The following is a 16461-nucleotide window of genomic DNA, read 5'->3' as shown; positions in this document are numbered from 1 at the left end:
ATCCGATTCCCGGTGGGTGTGGATCCGGCTGCCGCGCCGCGCCTGGCTACCCTTGGCGGCTGTGACCACGCCGCAGCGCCCCGTACCGCCCGCCGCCGACTCCGGCTTCGTCCCGCCCAGCCTGGGCCGCCGGTTCGGCGCCCTGGTGATCGACTGGGTGCTCTGCCTGCTGGTGGCCAACATCTTCGCCGACCCCGTCCGGGACGGCTGGGCGCCCGTCGTGGTGCTGGTCGTCGAGTACGGCTTCTTCCTGGGCCTGTTCGCCCAGACCCCCGGCATGTACATCACCCGGGTCCGGTGCGTCGACTGGGCCGACGGCGGCCGGCTCGGCGTCGTCCGCGCCCTGCTGCGCGGCGTGCTGCTGGCCCTGGTCGTCCCGGCCCTGCTCATGGACGGGCACCGCCGGGGCCTGCACGACCGCCTCACCGGCTCGGTCGTCACGTCGGCCACGCCCGTTACGCCCGAGCGCGCCGCGTCGCGGCGGTAGCGCGCCCGGCGGGGCGAGCGGCGGAACCCCGGGTCAGCGGCCCCGGGTCTGGCGGAACGCCCCGCGCGGCGGGCGCATGTTCTTGGGGATCGCGCCCTTGGGCAGCTGCGGGCGGGCGGTGAGCGCCTTGAGCCGCTTGTCGAGGGCGTTCACGTCCTTGCCGCTGAGGTTGCGCGGCAGCCGCATCAGGGTCATCCGCAGCTTGCGGATCGGCAGCTCGCCCTCGTCGCGGCCGATCACGTAGTCGTAGAGCGGGGCGTTGCCGATCACCTTGGCCAGCCGTCGCTTCTCCTGCCCCAGCAGGCCGCGCACCCGCTGGGGGCTGCCCTCCGCCAGCAGGATCACGCCGGGGCGGCCGATCACCAGGTGCACCATGTCCATCTGGGTCGTCGAGCTGACGGCGGGGGTCACCCGCCAGTCGCCGCGCATGCTCTCCATGATCTGCGCCGCCGCGCCGGGCTGCCCCTCCGCGGCGTTCATCATCGCCGCGTTGGACCGCAGGTTGAGCACGATCAGCAGCGCGAGCAGCGCGAACAGGATGCCCAGCGGCAGCCAGAGCCAGCCCCAGAGGATCACCGCGACCACGGTCAGCGCGAGCGGGATCAGCACCGCGCCGGCGGCCAGCGGGGCGAACCACCTGTCCTGCTTGGCGGTGAACTGGAACACCATCCCGATCTGCTTCAGCCGCTGGCCGAACGAGACCTTCTCCTGGGGCTTTGCCATGCCGCAGAGTCTAGTGGTCCCCGCACGCCCCGTTGATCCGCGCCCGTACTCACGCCGCCCCGCGGCGGGGCAGGACGGGGGCGACGAGGTCGTCGTCGGGGGACTCCCACAGGTCGTCGCCGGCGTCGACGAAGTACTCCAGCCCGAGGCAGGTGAACCCGTCCCGCACCAGGTACGGCGACCAGGAGCCGAAGTTCTGGATCCGGCCGACGCGTACCCCCGGGGTGTGCACGTAGATCCAGTTGTCCGGGAAGCCGGCGTCGGCCGGCACCACCAGCGCCACGGTCAGGAAGTCGCGGTGCCGCAGCGCGTCGGCGGCGGCCCGTACCCGCGGTGGCGCGGGCGGGTCCACGGCCTTGACCAGCGCCGGGAGCGGCATGCTGGAGATCACGTGGTCGGCGGCGAGCCGGCGCGCGCCGGTCGCGGTGGCCACGGTGACCGCGACGGCCCGCCCGCCGGCCCGGTGCACGGCCGTGCCCAGCGGCCGGAAACGCTCAGGCGCCGGCGGGGACGGAGCCCCGGGCCTCCAGCGCCTGCCGGTAGAGCCGGCCCGCCCGGTACGACGAGCGCACCAGCGGCCCGCTCATCACCCCGGCGAAGCCGATCTCCTCGGCCTCCTCGCGCAGCTCGACGAACTCCTCCGGCTTGACCCACCGGGTCACCGGGTGGTGCCGGGGCGACGGGCGCAGGTACTGCGTGATGGTGACCAGCTCGCAGCCCGACTCGTGCAGGTCGCGCAGCGCCTGGGACACCTCGGCCCGTTCCTCGCCCATCCCCAGGATCAGGTTGCTCTTGGTCACCAGGCCGGCGGCGCGGGCCTGCCGGATCACGTCCAGCGAGCGCTCGTAGCGGAAGGCCGGCCGGATCCGCTTGAAGATCCGGGGCACCGTCTCGACGTTGTGCGCCAGCACCTCCGGCCGGGAACCGAACACCTCGGCCAACTGCTCGGGGACCGCGTTGAAGTCGGGAATCAGCAGCTCCACGCCGCAGCCCGGCTGGAGCGCGTGGATCTGCCGGACCGTCTCGGCGTACAGCCAGGCACCGCCGTCGGGCAGGTCGTCGCGGGCGACGCCGGTGATCGTCGCGTACCGCAGGCCCATCGCCACCACGGACTCCGCCACCCGGCGGGGCTCGTCGGCGTCGAACTCCGCCGGCTTACCCGTGTCGATCTGGCAGAAGTCGCAGCGCCGGGTGCACTGGTCGCCGCCGATGAGGAACGTCGCCTCCCGGTCCTCCCAGCACTCGTAGATGTTGGGGCAGCCGGCCTCCTGGCAGACGGTGTGCAGCCCCTCGCGCGTGACCAGCCCGCGCAGCTGGGTGTACTCCGGCCCCATTTTGGCCTTCACCTTGATCCACGGCGGCTTGCGCTCGATCGGCGTCTCGGCGTTGCGCGCCTCGATCCGCAGCATGCGCCGCCCCTCCGGGGCGACCGTTCCGGTACGCGCGGCGGGGCTGCTCGTCGGCTGCTCGGTCGGCGTCGGCGTCGTCGATGGCGCCGGCGCGAAGTGCTCGATCGTCACGAAACGAGCCTACGCCCGACGGTCGCCGTCGATGAACCGCGGGCGACGCCCGTCACCCCCGAACCCCTGTGACGCCGCACACCGTGAGCGGCGAAAACGCCGTCACGGGCGCCCCGGCCGGCTGCTACCCTCGCCGGCAAAGCTGTGACGGAGCCGAGTAGCGCGCCGACCCGCCAGCCCAGAGAGCCGCCGTTCGCTGAGAGGCGGTCTGGCACAGGCGCGCGAAGACCCTCCCGAGCTGCGGGAAGAACGGCGTACGCGCCCAGTAGAGCCCGCCCGCTGGCCCCGGTCACCAGGCGACGAACGAGGCCCCCGCTCGCGCGGGGGCGAAGGTGTGGTGGCACCGCGAGGACCCGCTCGCCCACACCTCCCGGGGCTGAGGCGATGCTTCGCCGCCCAGGGGCGGCGAAGGCGTTGCGACTGACCGAGGAGGTAGCCGCCATGCAACGCACCCTTTCCACCCAGCTCCCCGCCCACGTCGGCGCGACCGTCCGGATCGCCGGCTGGGTGCACCGCCGCCGGCTGCTCAAGTCGGTGGCCTTCCTGATCGTGCGGGACGCCGCCGGGCTCGCCCAGGTGGTGGTCACCGACCCGGCCGTGCGCGCCGCCGTCGAGAAGCTCACCGAGGAGACCGTCGTCGAGGTCACCGCCACGGTGGTCGCGAACGGAACCGCCCCCGCCGGGGTCGAGCTCGCCGACCCGGCGGTACGACCGCTCGGCCCGCCCGCCGTTCCGCCGCCGTTCGACCTGTACCGGCCGGCGCTGACCGCGACCCTGCCCACCCAGCTCGACCACGCCCCGACCGCGCTGCGCCACCCGACTCGGTCGGCCGCCCTGCGGATCTCGGCGGCGGGCGTGGCCGGGTTCCGCGCCGCCCTGGACGCCCGCGACTTCGTGGAGATCCACACTCCGAAGGTGGTCGCCTCGTCGACCGAGTCCGGCGCGAACGTCTTCGCGCTGGACTGGTTCGGCCGGCCCGCGTACCTGGCCCAGTCGCCGCAGTTCTACAAGCAGCTCATGGTCGGCGTCTTCGAGCGCGTGTACGAGGTCGGCCCGGTGTTCCGGGCAGAGCCGCACGACACCGTCCGGCACCTGGCCCAGTACACCTCCCTCGACGCCGAGCTGGGCTTCGTCGCCGACCACACCGACGTCATGGCGGTGCTGCGCGACACCCTCGCCGGGATGCTCGACGCGGTCGCCGACCGGGCCGGCGCCGCCCTGGCCACGCTCGGCGTCACGCCCCCCGAGGTGCCCGAGCAGATCCCGGCGGTGCACTTCACCGAGGCGCTGGCCATCGCCGGCGCGCCTGCCGACGAGCCGGACCTCGCCCCCGCCCACGAGCGGGCGCTGGGGGAGTGGGCCCGCCGGGAACACGGCTCCGAGTTCGTCTTCGTCACCGGGTACCCGATGGCGAAGCGGCCCTTCTACACCCACCCGGACCCGGCCCGGCCGGCGTACTCGAACGGGTTCGACCTGCTGTTCCGCGGCTTGGAGCTGGTCACCGGCGGGCAGCGCCTGCACCGGTACGACGACTACCTGGCCGCCCTCGCGGCGCGCGGCGAGCCGGTCGAGCCGTACGCCGGCTACGTCGACGCGTTCCGGCACGGGATGCCCCCGCACGGCGGCTTCGCGATCGGCCTGGAACGCTTCGTCGCCCGCCTCACGGGGGCGGCCAACGTCCGGGAGGTGACCGCCTTCCCCCGCGACCTGCACCGGCTGACCCCCTGAGCGGGGCGGTAGGTCAGGCGGGGCCGAGCAGGTCCCAGGCGTTGCCGGCGACGTCGCGGAAGACGGCCACCCGGCCGTACGGCTCGGTGCGCGGCGGCTTCACGAACTCGACCTTCGCCTCGACCATCCGGCGGTAGGTGGCGTCGAAGTCGTCGACGTGGAGGAAGAAGCCGACCCGGCCGGCGGTCTGGTCGCCGACGACGGCCTCCTGCCGCTCGCCGTCGGCGCGGGCCAGCAGCAGGCCCGTCTGCGCGCCCGGCGGGCGGACCACCACCCACCGCTTCGGGCGGCCGTCCGTGGTCAGCGAGGGCTTGTCCTCGACCAGGTCGAAGCCGAGCACCTCGGTGAAGAAGTCGATCGCCGGGTCGTACTCGGCGACGACCAGGGTGACGAGGTCGAGCCGCATCCGATCAGTCCGCGACCGTGACCAGGGTGGCCAGGTGCCGCTCGACCACCGGCAGCACGTCGGCGACGGTGATCGGGCGGCCCAGCTCGGCGGTGAGCGAGGTGACGCCCGCGTCCCGGATGCCGCAGGGCACGATCCGGTCGAAGTACGTCAGGTCGCAGTCGCAGTTGATCGAGAAGCCGTGCAGGGTGACGCCGCGGGCCACCCGGATGCCGATGGCGGCCACCTTGCGGGCCGGGCCCCGGTCGTCCTCCGGCACCCAGACCCCGCTGCGCCCCTCGACCCGGCCGGCGGCCAGGCCGAACTCGGCGCAGACGTCGATCAGTAGCTGCTCGGTGCGGCGCACGTACGCGACCACGTCCACCGGGTCGGGCAGCCGCAGGATCGGGTAGCCGACGAGCTGCCCCGGGCCGTGCCAGGTGATCTTGCCGCCCCGGTCGACGTCCACCACGGGGGTGCCGTCCATCGGCCGGTCCCACGGCTCGGTGCGCTTGCCGGCGGTGTAGACGCTCGGGTGTTCCAGCAGCAGCACCGTGTCGCCGCGCTCGCCGGCCACCACCGACTCGTGCAGCCGGCGCTGCTCGTCCCACGCGGCCTGGTAGTCGAGCACCCCGGCGCGGACGGCCGTGAGGCCCGGAATCGTCGTCGTCACGCCGACCAGCCTAGTCCCGTACCCGCCGGTCACCTCTGGTGAGCCGGCTCACGGCAGGTCACGGCGGGGGCACCTTCCACAGCCAGACGTCGTCGACCCGCTCCGGGGGCCCGAGCAGGGCGGTGGCGGTGCGCCGCAGGGCGTCCTCGTCGATGTCGAACTTGGCGCCGTGCACCTGGTCGGGGAGCACCACCACCTCGACCTTCCAGTAGTGCAGGTCGGCCAGGGACTCCCTGATGCTGCCCTCGGTGACGATCGGCACGAGCCCGTCCCGGCCGGCCTCGAACATCAGGCTGTCGAAGGTGCGGGGCACCGGGCCGATCCGACCACGGCCGTCCGGCCCGCCGGGGCCGAGGAAGAACCCGGCCGGGATGCGGAACTCGCCCTGCCGGTCGGCCAGCGCGTACGCCTGCCAGCGCTGCCCGTCGGGGGTGAGGTCGACGGTCAGCGGCAGCGGGGTGAGCACCCCGCCCGGGGAGACGTACCTCTTCCAGGTGCCGGAGGTGATGAAGGCCGGCACCGGCTCGCGGACGCTGGTCAGCAGCGGTGTGGGCAGCAGGGGCACCAGGGCGGCGGCGAAGCCGAGCGCCCACGCCGCCGTCGCGGCGCGGCGCCGCGGCGGCTGCGCACGCAGCCGGTCGACGGTGTACGCCAGCAGCAGGCCGAGCACCACCGCCACCACCAGGGCGAGCCGGGACGGCAGGGCGGCGTTGACCACCGGCAGGTTGTCCAGCAGCCGGAACGGCAGCGAGCGGTCGGTGCGCTGGCCGTCGAACCTCATCCGGGGTCCCCACGAGAGCACCGCGAAGACGACGGCGGTCACGGCGAGGCCCCAGACGGTGGCCCGGCGGGCGCGGTCCCGCCACCACAGGAAGCCGACGCAGACGGCCGTGAGCAGCAGCAGCGGCGCCCCGAAGAACGAGTTCTCCTCGGTGGGGTTGGGCGCCAGCGAGGTGCCGAAGCCCGCCTCGCCGGCCAGGGAGCGGCGCGGGTACGCCCAGTACGCGGCGACGTCCTCGGAGTGGACGAGCGGGTCGAAGCCGGTGCCGTGGAACCTCTGCGGCCCGGCGAAGTGCAGCCACAGCGGGTACGCCAGCAGCGCCCCGGCGGTCAGCGCGGTCACCGCGAGCCCGCGCAGGAACGTGGGCAGCGCCTCCCGGGCCTGCGCCCGCCGGCTCGGGTGCAGCGCCCAGACGGCGAGGAACAGCGCGAACGCGAGGGCGGTGAAGAACAGCCCCTCGGCGGCGATGGAGAAGCCCACCGCGACGGCGACGCCCAGCAGGATCCCGTCGCGCAGCCAGTGCCGCGGGCGGCGCAGCGCGAACAGCCGCCAGGCCAGCAGCGGCACCAGCCACCCGGCGGTCCAGTTCAGGTGGGCGTTGGCGTGCGACACCATGCCGGGGGAGTAGGCGATGAACAGGGCGCCGACGGTCGCCGCGAGCCGGCTGCGTAGCAGGTGCCGGGAGAGCAGCCAGTACCAGGCCAGCGCGGTGGCGGCCAGGTTGAGGGTGAGGATCACCAGGAACGCCGCCGGGGGCCCGATCAGGTACGTCAGCGGCGCGAACACCGCCGCGTACACGGTGATCGAGGTGTTGACCGCGAGGTTCACCCCGTCCGGGACGTTGATCAGGTACGTCAGCAGCGGGTTCTCCCCGTGGGTGAGCGCGTGCCCGCCGAAGGCGAGCAGCCACTCGAACAGCGCCTGGTCGCTGGAGTTGACGGTGATCGCCCGGTGGTTCGGGTCGCGCCACAGGCCGCTGGTCACCCAGACGGCGAGCCCGATCGCGAGCAGCGCGGCGATCAGGTCCGCGCGCCGGTCGCGCGGGACGGCGGGGACGGACGTCGGTCCGGTGGCCAGGGACGGGGAGGACGGCACGCAGCGGACGTTACCAATCGGACCTGGGCCCGCCGGTCAGACACGGAAGCTGACGGGCCGGCGTCCGCACACTTCGGTGAACGTGAATGTGGACCGCCACGGGTGGAAGGGGCCCCGTCAGCAGGGGCTCCTTCCCTCACCCCGCCAGGGCGGCGTGCAGCGCGCCCGGGAGGTCCTGGTGGCGGTAGGTGAACCCGGCCCGGGTGAGAACGCCGGGCAGCACCCGCGCGCTGGTCAGGGCCTCCTGGGCGAAGCCGCCGAGCGCGATCTTCAGCGCCAGTGCGGGAACCGGCATGATCGCCGGGCGGTGCAGCTGGCGGGCCAGTTCCCTGGTGAACTCGGCGTTGGTGACGGGACTCGGGCCGACGCCGTTCACCGGGCCGGCCACGTCGTCGCGCTCCAGCAGGAACAACGCCACGCGCAGCCAGTCGGCCAGCGAGATCCACGGCAGCCACTGCCGGCCGCTGCCCAGCTTCCCCGCGATTCCCAGCCGGAACGGCAGCAGCTGCGGCTTGAGCATCCCGCCGTCGCGGTGCAGCGGCAGCCCGGTGCGCAGCCGGACCACCCGTACGCCCGCGTCCTCGGCCGGGCGGGTGGCGGCCTCCCAGACCCGGCAGACGTCGGCCAGGAAGCCTTCGCCCGGTGGGGCGTCCTCGTCGACGACCCGGTCGCCGGTGTTGCCGTACCAGCCGACGGCGGAGGCGTTGAGCAGCACCGCCGGCCGGGCGGCCGCCGACAGCCCGGCAATCGTGATCGCCAGCGTCGTGGTGGTGTCGACGCGGCTCGACCGGATCAGCCGCTTGTACTCGTCGTTCCACCGCCGGTCGCCGACCCCGGCGCCGGCCAGGTTCACCACGGCGTCCGCGGCGGCGACCACCGCCGGGTCCAGTTCGGCGGCCGACGGGTTCCACCGCTGCTCGTCCGGGGTGCGCGCCGGCCGCCGGACCAGGCGCGTGACCTGGTGCCCGTCCGCGGTGAGCCGCTGGACCAGCCGGGTGCCCAGGAAGCCGGACGCGCCGGCCACGAGTATCCGCATGCCCCCATCTTCCGGTACGCGCCCCCACGCGCGGCCCACCTCCGCGATCTTGCACTTTCGGCCCCTGTTATGGGCGTTATGTCTGATGTATCCGGGCCAGAAGTGCAAGATCGCGGAGGGGTGGGGCCCGGTCAGCGCGCGGCGGGGGTTGGGCGGAGGTCCGTCAGTAGGCGTTCCACCTCGGCGTACGCGTCCGCGGGCAGCGGGCCGAGGGCGAGCGCGGCGAAGTTCTCCTCGGCCTGCGCCACCGTCCGGCAGCCGGGGATCGGCACCGTCCGGGGGCTGCGCGCCAGCAGCCACCCGAGCGCGCCCTGCGCCAGCGTGCGGCCGTCCGCCGTGAGGGCGTCCCGGATCCGGGCGACCCGGGCCGACCACTCGGGCGTCGGCCGGCCGTCGGTGAACCAGACCAGCCAGTCCGGCGCCATCCCGCGTACGTCGTCCCGCCCGACGGCCCGGTCCGAGCCGGTGAGCAGGCCCATCGCGAGGGGACCCCGGTTGATGCTGGCCAGGTCCAGCTCGTCGCACACGGCGAACGTCGCCGGGTTGTCCAGCAGCACCGACTCGTCGTGCTGGACCGCGGCGCAGTGCGGCCCCGCCCCGGCGAACGCCCGCGCCGAGTCCGGGTTGTCGGTGCTCCAGCCGTACGCCCGGATCTTGCCCTGGGCGACCAGGCCCTCCAGGGTGTCGACCAGGTCGAGCGCCGCGTACGCCGGGGCGGCGTCGGTGCCCGTCCACTCGCGGGTCGCCTCGTCGGCGCGGTTGCCGAACTTGGTGGCGATCACCGCCCGGTCCCGCCGTCCGGCCAGGGCCCGGCCGAGGACGCGCTCGCTGTGCCCGGCGCCGTAGTTGCTGGCCGTGTCGAAGAGGGTCACCCCGAGGTCCAGGGCGCGGTGGATCGTGCGGACCGACTCGCCGTCGGTCGATGATCGGGTACCCGCCGTCGGAGGCCGCTCGCCGCAGCGGGTTCAGCCTCGACACGCTCCGCTACTACGAGAAGATCGGCCTGCTCAGCGACGTCGCCCGCACCTCCGGCGGGCGACGGGTGTTCACCGACGAGGACCTGAGCTGGCTGGGGCTGTTCCGCTGTCTGCGCGACACCGGCATGCCGATCGCCGAGATGTGCCGGTACGCCGAGCGGGTGGAGGAGCAGATGCGCCTGCTTCAGCACCAGTACGACCACCTGCGCGAGAAGATTCGCTACTACGACACGCTCGCCTGACGGTGCGCATGGCCACCGATCGGTGGTCACCGGTCCGTCGGGGTGTTGGGGGTCTCGACTCGTGCGATGAGCAGTTTCAGTCGCTCGATCTCCTCGGCGAGGGCGGCGGTGCCGGCGGGGGTGAGGGTGATCCAGGTGCGGCCGCGGCGGCCCTCGTAGCCCTTCTCGACCTCGATCAGGGCGGCCGCCTCGAGCACGCTCAGGTGCTTGGAGAGGTTGCCGGCGGTCAGGTCGAGCTGGGTGCGCAGGTAGCCGAACTCGACGCGGCGGGCCTCGTGCGCGATGGTGAGGATGCCGAGTCGCACCCGCTGGTGCACGACGTCGTCCAGCCCGGTGACCGGGTGCGCGGCAGCTGGGTCCGGGGTGCCGGTCACGGCCGTCACCGGTGCCGCCGTCGTCGGGCGGCCGCGAAGCCGGCCGCGCCCAGCAGCAGCACAATGCCGCTGACGAGCTGCGGCACCGCGAACTGTGCCCGGAGTCCCCAGTGGGGCGGCCCCCAGCCTGAGTCCATCGGCAGGACCAGCAGCACCAACGCCAGGTAGCCGGCGGTGAACAGCAGTAGCCCGAGGTTGCGCTCCAGCCGCGCCAGTACCAGCAACGCGAGCCCGATCATGCCCCACGGTGCGACCAGCCGATCCAGCACGAACCACCAGTACGGGAGCGGGTGCATCGGCGCCGGGTGGCTCGGGAAGTACAGGGCGGCGGCCACCCATGCGGCGGTGAACACGGCGGTCGTCGCGGCACCGGTGATCGTGTAGGGCAGGACCCGGGCGCCCAGCCCCCGTGCCCGCGCGGCCCGCACATAGCAGACGGCGATGCCCGTGTACGCCAGCAGCAGCGCCGGCGGCCAGTAGTACAGCACGCCCCGGCGCGCGAACTGGCAGCTGCCGTCGGGGTGGCAGTGCACCCTCATGCCGAACCAGTCGAACGGGATCCCCGCGAGCGTCACCGCGGCCAGCGCCAGCAGCGCGACCCAGGTCATCCGCTGGTCGACGCGCACCCGGTGGGCGAGGGTACGCACGTCGTACAGCAGCCGGCGGGGGTCGCCGCCGGCGGGTACCGAGTCGGTAGTCATGCCAATAGGTTTCCACAACAAACCTCTCGGCGCTAGTGCGAGATTCGTGGCCAGGAGTCGGGGCCGTGTTGCAGCACGGCCCCGCCGCGCGGCGGGAGCTGTTCACGCTCGCATGGCGAGTTGGACGTGCTGCTGTGTCACGTACGCGGACATCAGCTACGCGTCGCTTCGGTCGACAGGCGACTCAGCACCGGGGCGAGCGGGTCCAGCGCGTCGGTGCGTACCACGAAGCGGGTGATGCCCCAGCGGCGCTCGTGTTCCGCGACGGCCGCGACGATCTCGTCCTCGGTGCCGATCAGCACGAACGGCGCGGCCAGCAGCTCGGCGACGGTGAGGCCGGTACGCTCGGCCAGCTCCGCGGCGGCGGCCTCCGCGTCGTCGGTCACCACCACGCGCTGCACCAGCGCCTCCAGCGGCGGCGGTTCGGCCCGGCCGGCCGCGCCGGCGGCGACGCAGGCGAGCTGCGCCTCGATCTCGTCGGCGCGCCAGCGGGTCTCGTGCATGTGGCCGTCGGCGAGGGTACGGCCGAGGCCGGCGAGCCCGACGACGTCGGCCTGCGCACCGGCCCAGCGCAGCAGGGTCGAGTTGGACGCCCCGACGGTGAGCGGGATTCGGTCCTGGACCGGTCGGGGCGACTCCAGTTTGGCCGCGTGCACAGTCAGGCCGGGGGTGTCCACGGTGACCTCCTCGCCGTCGAGCAGGGCGCGGACGGCCTCGGTGGCGGCGACGCAGCGGCGTACCCGGCCGGCGACGTCGGGGCGTTCCCGGCCGACGGCGCGCCACTCGGCCGGGGTGTGACCGGCGCCGACGCCCAGCCGGGCCCGCCCGCCGGAGACCAGGTCGAGGGTGGCCACGTCGGTGGCGAGCAGCATCGGCTCGCGGACGCCGAGGTTCGACACGTACGAGCCGAGCCCGATCGTGCTGGTCACCGCCGCCGCGGCGGCCAGTGCCACGAACGGGTTCCCGCAGGAGCCTGGGTGGTCGGCGGCGAGCAGGGCGTCGAAGCCGGCCGCCTCGGCGCGCCGGGCCAGGTCGAGCCAGCTCGCGCCGTCGGTGGGCGTGGACTGCAGGGAGAAGGTCGCCATCGGCCCAGCGTCCGGGGTCGACGCCCGCGAGGCCAGCCCGCCAGGCCGGATTCTGCCGACCGCCGAATCCGCCGACCGCCGAATCCGCCGACCGCCGAATCCGCCTGCCAGCCGGCATCCTTCCGCCCCCTATGGAGCTGCCCCGTCCATGCGCCCGCGCTGCTGGGGGCGGTGTTGACCGATCACGCCGGTGGGTCCTCCGTACGCCGGTGCGGATGAGCCACCACCGTCGCCCCGGCCGCGAAGGCGCAGGGAGACCGGCCGTGGGCCCGCCCGCCCGCTCCGCGACACCGAGACCGGCGGAGGCACGCGCCCCGCCGTCACGCGCAGGCCGCGGCGGGGCACCCGTTGGACGCAGGGACGGGACGGCCCGCCGGTGGCCGGGCGACCTGACCGCGCCGACTCTCCCGCGTCCGTTCCCGCGCCCATGCGTGCGCCAGAGCCGGGTAAGCGCCCAGTTGTAGGCGACACGAGCCGCTCCCGCATGCGCGAGAACCATCCGCTCCTGCCCCGGCAGTAAGATCCAAACGCGAACCGGTACGCCTGAACCGTCCGCCGCGCCAGCCGCGCCGCGGGGCGGTCCTGCCGCTGCCGGCCCGTCACCAGGCAGGCGGGGCAACGCCGAACAGCTTCTCCGTGTCGCCCGCCCGGCCGCGCAGCGCGTCGAGCGCGCCGACGAGCTTGCGTTCCTCGTAGGTGAAGTGCGACCCGAGCAGGGCGCCGAGGCCGTCCAGTTCCGCGCGTACCCGGTCCGTGGCCGCCGGGTCGCCGCCCGGCGGGTCGGCGACCAGCTCCTCGACCCGGCGCACGATCCCGTCCACGATCCGGTGGTCGCGGGCCAGCTCGTCGAGGACCGGACGCAGCTCGGGCGCCTCCTCGGCCAGCACCCGGAACGCGCCCGCGTCCTCGCCGGTGTGGTGCCGGGTCAGGGCGGCGCAGAAGGTGAGACAGTGCGCCCGCAGGCTGCGCAGCGCGCCCCGGTCAGGGTCGGCCCCGGGGTCGAGGCTCTCGCGGAGCCGGGCCAGCTCCTCGCGGAGCCAGAGGTGAATCTCGATCAACTGGTGGCCGAGCGCCAGGAGGCGGTCGGCCGGCTCGGGGGAAGGGTGCACGTCTGTCCCGTACGTCCCGCGCCTCCATGCCCTCGGCGGTCTCCTTGCCGGGTGCACCGCGACGCTGCCACGGAGCCTACCCGCCGCGCTCCCCGCGCCGGGAGCCCGGCGGCTGCTCCGGTTTCTCCAGCTCTCCGAGCTGCTCCGGCTCCGCGAGTGCTTCGGGCTCGCTGATGCCCTCCAGCTCCCCCTCGTGCCACTGGGCACGGTAGGCGGCCTCGTACGCCTCGTGCGTGGTGCGCTCGTGGAACACCAGATCGTGCAGGGCCTGCCGCGCTGCCCCCATGGTCAGCACCTCGACCGTCACGAGGCCCACACAGATGACGGTCAACAGCCCCAGGGCGGCCAACCCGGGCAGGTGCGGGCCGAGCGGGATGCCGGCGGCGAGTGCCAGCACGGCGCCGACCCGGGACCAGGACAGCGTACGGAGCGTGCGGAGCTGGAACAGCATGTTCCCGATCAGGTAGCAGATCACCCCGCCGAAGAACAGCGCCACGTCCGTGTCCTGCGCCTTGCCGTAGAAGGGTTCGAGGGGGTTGGCGATGTCCTGCACGAGCCCCTCGGCGCCGAGGGCGAACAGGATGATCCCCGCGATCATGGGCAGGAAGAGGTACGCGTAGGCGTCCCTGGCCATCGCCACCCGGGGCGCGCCCTGGGCGGCGTGCAACGCGATGCGGGCGGCCGGCCCGACGACGTCGAAGTGGGCCCACCACAGCGCCGCGGTGAAGAAGATGCTGAGTGCGGCGGAGAGGACCGCCGGCCAGGTCGGCGGCTGGCCGATCAGGTTGCTGCCGACGCCGACCGAGATGATCGACTCGCCCAGGGCGATGATCAGGATGAAATCGTAGCGTTCCGTCCAGTGCTCCGCCGACCGTACCTTCCAGCCTCCCGTGCCGATCAGGAGTCCCGAGGCGTACTGGACCAGCACCACGGCCACCCAGAGGCCGTCGCGGACCAGCGCGGCCACGCTCGGGTCCTGGATCCGGCCGGGGAGCAGCGCGGCCGTCATCAGCAGGATGGTGCTGATCACCAGTTCCGGGGTGAACCGGATGAGCTGCCGCAGCTCGTCCGGGGTATCGCGCGTGACGTGCAGGTAGAGCAGCAGGTGCACGGCGCGCAGCACCACGTAGCTGACCGCGACGGTGATCGGCCCGGCCGCACCCCCGTGCGGGCTGCCGAACGCCTGCGGCAGCCCCAGCGCGAAGCAGAACAGCGCAGCCATCGCGACGACCATCAGCACGGGAACGAAGCCCTCGCCGAGCCGGACCCGGGTGGCCACCACGCTGTGGATCATCCAGGCCCACCAGAGCACCGCGAGCACCAGCATGCCGTGCAGCAGGGACCGGCCGCTGAGCTGCGTGGCGGTCGCCCGGGTGATGATGAAGAACGAGAAGACGAAGACCAGGTCGAAGAACACCTCGAAGCGGTCGACCCGGGCGCCCGGGGCGACCGTCATGGCGGAGCCCAGCCGCCCTCGCCACCCGCCTCCGCCCACCCGTCCACTCTGCCCAGCGGCTGACGGGGCGGGTGCGGGTTCGGCGGGAGTCCCCTCGGGGGCGGGACGCGCCGCGCGGAACGGCGAGGGGCGCCCCGGTCGGTGTGACCGGAGCGCCCCTCGTTCGTCGTGCCGCGGGTTACAGGCCCAACTCGGCCTCGAAGTTGCCGGCCTCCAGCCGCTCCTTCACCGCGACCAGGAAGCGGGCCGCGTCGGCGCCGTCGATGAGCCGGTGGTCGTACGACAGGGCCAGGTAGACCATCGAGCGGACCGCGATCACCTCGCCCAGCTCCGGGTCGTTCACCACGACCGGCCGCTTGACCACGGCACCCGTGCCGAGCATCGCCGACTGCGGGCTCGGCACGATCGGGGTGTCGAAGAGGGCGCCCCGGCTGCCGGTGTTGGTCAGGGTGAAGGTCGCCCCGGCGATCTCGTCCGGGCTGATCTTGTTGGTCCGGGTGCGGTCGGCCAGGTCGGCGATCCGCTTGGCCAGCCCGCCCAGGTTGAGGTCACCGGCGTTGTGGATCACCGGCACCATCAGGCCGCGCTCGGTGTCCACCGCGATGCCCAGGTGCTCGGCGTCGGGGTAGGTGATCGAGCCGGCGTCCAGGTCCATGCTGGCGTTGACGATCGGGTACGCCTGCAGCGCCTCGACGGCCGCCAGGGCGAAGAACGGCAGGAACGACAGCTTCACGCCGTGCCGCTGCTGGAACGAGTCCTTGGCCCGGGCCCGCAGCTTGGCGACCTTGGTGACGTCCACCTCGACCACCGTGGTGAGCTGCGCCATCTCGTGCAGCGACTCCTGCATCCGCTTGGCGATGACCGCGCGGATCCGGGGCAGCTTCTCGGTGGTGCCGCGCTTCGCGCTCGGCTGCGGCTTCGCGGCCGGCTTGGCGGGGCCGCCGCGGCGGCCGGCTGGGCGGCCGGTGCAGGCGCGGCCTTCGCGGCCTTGGCCCGCTCCGCCGCCTCCAGCACGTCCTGCTTGCGGATCCGGCCGCCGACGCCGGTGCCCCGCACGGCGGACAGGTCCACGCCGTGCTCGCTGGCGAGCTTGCGTACCAGCGGGGTCACGTAGCCGGCCGCCTCCTCGCCGCCGCCCTGCGCGGGCGCCGGGCGCTGCGGGGCGGCCGTCGGCGCCGCCGGGGTCGCCTGCCGCTCGGCCTGCGCGGGCCGGGCCGCCGTCTCGGCCTCCGCCGCCGGCTCGTTGTACGACACGCCCGGGGTCGGCTCCTCGACCTTCGGGGCCGGGGCCTCAACCTGCGGCTTCGGCGCCGGGGCCGCCGCCTTCGGCTCGGGCTTCGGCGCCGGGGCCGCCGCCTTCGGCTCGGGCTTCGGCGCCGGGCCGCCGCCGTCGGCTCGGGCTTCGGCGCCGGCTGCTCCGCCGGGGCGGCGCCGGCCGCGCCGACGATCGCCAGGTCCGCGCCGACCGCCGCGGTCTCGTCCTCGGCGACCTTGATCTCCAGCAGCGTGCCGGCGACCGGCGACGGGATCTCGGTGTCGACCTTGTCGGTGGAGACCTCGAGCAGCGGCTCGTCGACCTCGACGGTGTCGCCGACCTGCTTGAGCCAGCGGGTGACCGTACCCTCGGTGACGCTCTCGCCGAGTGCCGGCATCTTCACCGGGGTGCCCTGGCCCGCCGGGGCCGGGGCCGGGGTCGCCGGGGCCGCCGGGGCCGGCTCCTGCACGGCCGGCTGCTCCGCCTCGGCCTGCGGCTCGGCCGCGGCCTGGGCGGCCTCGGCGGCCGGCTCCTCCTGCTGCGGGGCCGCGCCACCGCCCGCCGGCTCGCCCTCGCCGGCGATGACCGCCAGCTCGCTGCCGACCTCGGCGGTCTCGTCCTCGCCCACCACGATCCGGCTCAGCACGCCCGCCGCCGGCGACGGGATCTCGGTGTCGACCTTGTCGGTCGAGACCTCGAGCAGCGGCTCGTCGACCTCGACGGTGTCACCCTCCTGCTTGAGCCAGCGGGTGACGGTGCCCTCGGTGACGCTCTCGCCGAGCCGAGGCATGGTGACCGATACCGGCATCTCTCTAAGACTCCTTCGTTCCCTGG

The 16461-nt window shown here is 74.1% G+C and carries 15 protein-coding genes and 2 pseudogenes; 3 read left to right on the top strand and 14 right to left on the bottom strand.

Annotation, left to right across the window (positions count from 1 at the left end; genetic code table 11):
• Nucleotides 1-61 precede the first annotated feature (61 nt).
• Nucleotides 62-487 (top strand): RDD family protein, encoded by a 426-nt coding sequence (locus JD77_RS03700; protein WP_342799629.1) that lies wholly within the window; start codon nucleotides 62-64, stop codon nucleotides 485-487.
• 33 nt (nucleotides 488-520) lie between these two features.
• Here JD77_RS03700 and JD77_RS03695 read toward each other — a convergent pair whose 3' ends face one another.
• The 3 genes from JD77_RS03695 to lipA are packed head-to-tail and all read right to left on the bottom strand — an operon-like array spanning nucleotide 521 to nucleotide 2730.
• Entirely contained in the window at nucleotides 521-1210 is a 690-nt protein-coding gene (locus JD77_RS03695; protein ID WP_145773041.1) for a DUF4191 domain-containing protein, read from the bottom strand.
• 49 nt (nucleotides 1211-1259) lie between these two features.
• A complete protein-coding gene (locus JD77_RS03690; RefSeq protein WP_246140514.1) occupies nucleotides 1260-1679 on the bottom strand; it encodes an FAD-dependent oxidoreductase in 420 nt (139 codons plus the stop codon).
• 25 nt (nucleotides 1680-1704) lie between these two features.
• Nucleotides 1705-2730, bottom strand: a complete 1026-nt coding sequence (lipA, locus tag JD77_RS03685; protein ID WP_145773040.1) for a lipoyl synthase — start codon at nucleotides 2728-2730, stop codon at nucleotides 1705-1707.
• Nucleotides 2731-3171: 441 nt separating this feature from the next.
• Here lipA and aspS point away from each other — a divergent pair, with 441 nt between their 5' ends.
• A complete protein-coding gene (aspS, locus tag JD77_RS03680) occupies nucleotides 3172-4458 on the top strand; it encodes an aspartate--tRNA(Asn) ligase (protein WP_145773039.1) in 1287 nt (428 codons plus the stop codon).
• Between the two features lie 13 nt (nucleotides 4459-4471).
• On the opposite strand, the gene JD77_RS03675 is transcribed toward aspS, so the two are convergent.
• The 5 genes and pseudogenes from JD77_RS03675 to JD77_RS03655 form a co-directional block, all read right to left on the bottom strand.
• Nucleotides 4472-4864 (bottom strand): VOC family protein, encoded by a 393-nt coding sequence (locus JD77_RS03675; protein ID WP_145773038.1) that lies wholly within the window; start codon nucleotides 4862-4864, stop codon nucleotides 4472-4474.
• A gap of 4 nt (nucleotides 4865-4868) precedes the next feature.
• A complete protein-coding gene (gene lipB, locus JD77_RS03670) occupies nucleotides 4869-5516 on the bottom strand; it encodes a lipoyl(octanoyl) transferase LipB (RefSeq protein ID WP_145773037.1) in 648 nt (215 codons plus the stop codon).
• Nucleotides 5517-5574: 58 nt separating this feature from the next.
• Complete coding sequence (locus JD77_RS03665; protein ID WP_145773036.1) at nucleotides 5575-7392, bottom strand: DUF6311 domain-containing protein; 1818 nt, start codon at nucleotides 7390-7392, stop codon at nucleotides 5575-5577.
• A gap of 136 nt (nucleotides 7393-7528) precedes the next feature.
• On the bottom strand, nucleotides 7529-8428 hold the full coding sequence (locus tag JD77_RS03660; RefSeq protein WP_145773035.1) for a TIGR01777 family oxidoreductase: 900 nt from the start codon (nucleotides 8426-8428) through the stop codon (nucleotides 7529-7531).
• A gap of 131 nt (nucleotides 8429-8559) precedes the next feature.
• A pseudogene (locus JD77_RS03655) lies at nucleotides 8560-9345 on the bottom strand (aldo/keto reductase); the annotation flags it as partial.
• Nucleotides 9346-9350: 5 nt separating this feature from the next.
• Here JD77_RS03655 and JD77_RS03650 point away from each other — a divergent pair.
• Nucleotides 9351-9647, top strand: coding sequence for a MerR family transcriptional regulator (locus JD77_RS03650; RefSeq protein ID WP_145773033.1), 297 nt, complete (start codon nucleotides 9351-9353; stop codon nucleotides 9645-9647).
• 26 nt (nucleotides 9648-9673) lie between these two features.
• On the opposite strand, the gene JD77_RS03645 is transcribed toward JD77_RS03650, so the two are convergent.
• From JD77_RS03645 to sucB, 6 genes and pseudogenes are all read right to left on the bottom strand, one after another.
• Nucleotides 9674-10030: a transcriptional regulator gene (locus JD77_RS03645; RefSeq protein ID WP_145773032.1), complete on the bottom strand. Its 357-nt coding sequence runs from the start codon at nucleotides 10028-10030 to the stop codon at nucleotides 9674-9676.
• Nucleotides 10027-10722 (bottom strand): hypothetical protein, encoded by a 696-nt coding sequence (locus tag JD77_RS03640; RefSeq protein WP_145773031.1) that lies wholly within the window; start codon nucleotides 10720-10722, stop codon nucleotides 10027-10029. Before JD77_RS03640 ends, JD77_RS03645 begins: the two co-directional genes overlap by 4 nt.
• 152 nt (nucleotides 10723-10874) lie before the next feature.
• Complete coding sequence (locus JD77_RS03635; RefSeq protein ID WP_145773030.1) at nucleotides 10875-11807, bottom strand: LLM class flavin-dependent oxidoreductase; 933 nt, start codon at nucleotides 11805-11807, stop codon at nucleotides 10875-10877.
• A gap of 599 nt (nucleotides 11808-12406) precedes the next feature.
• Nucleotides 12407-12916: a hemerythrin domain-containing protein gene (locus JD77_RS03630; RefSeq protein WP_145773029.1), complete on the bottom strand. Its 510-nt coding sequence runs from the start codon at nucleotides 12914-12916 to the stop codon at nucleotides 12407-12409.
• 76 nt (nucleotides 12917-12992) lie between these two features.
• Complete coding sequence (locus tag JD77_RS03625; protein ID WP_145773028.1) at nucleotides 12993-14411, bottom strand: low temperature requirement protein A; 1419 nt, start codon at nucleotides 14409-14411, stop codon at nucleotides 12993-12995.
• Nucleotides 14412-14550: 139 nt separating this feature from the next.
• Nucleotides 14551-16435, bottom strand: a pseudogene (gene sucB, locus JD77_RS03620) (2-oxoglutarate dehydrogenase, E2 component, dihydrolipoamide succinyltransferase).
• Between the last annotated feature and the right edge of the window lie 26 nt (nucleotides 16436-16461).

This window comes from Micromonospora olivasterospora, assembly GCF_007830265.1.
Lineage (GTDB): Bacteria > Actinomycetota > Actinomycetes > Mycobacteriales > Micromonosporaceae > Micromonospora > Micromonospora olivasterospora.
Note: the sequence above shows the minus strand (reverse complement) of the source record. Positions and strands in the feature narration are given on the sequence as shown.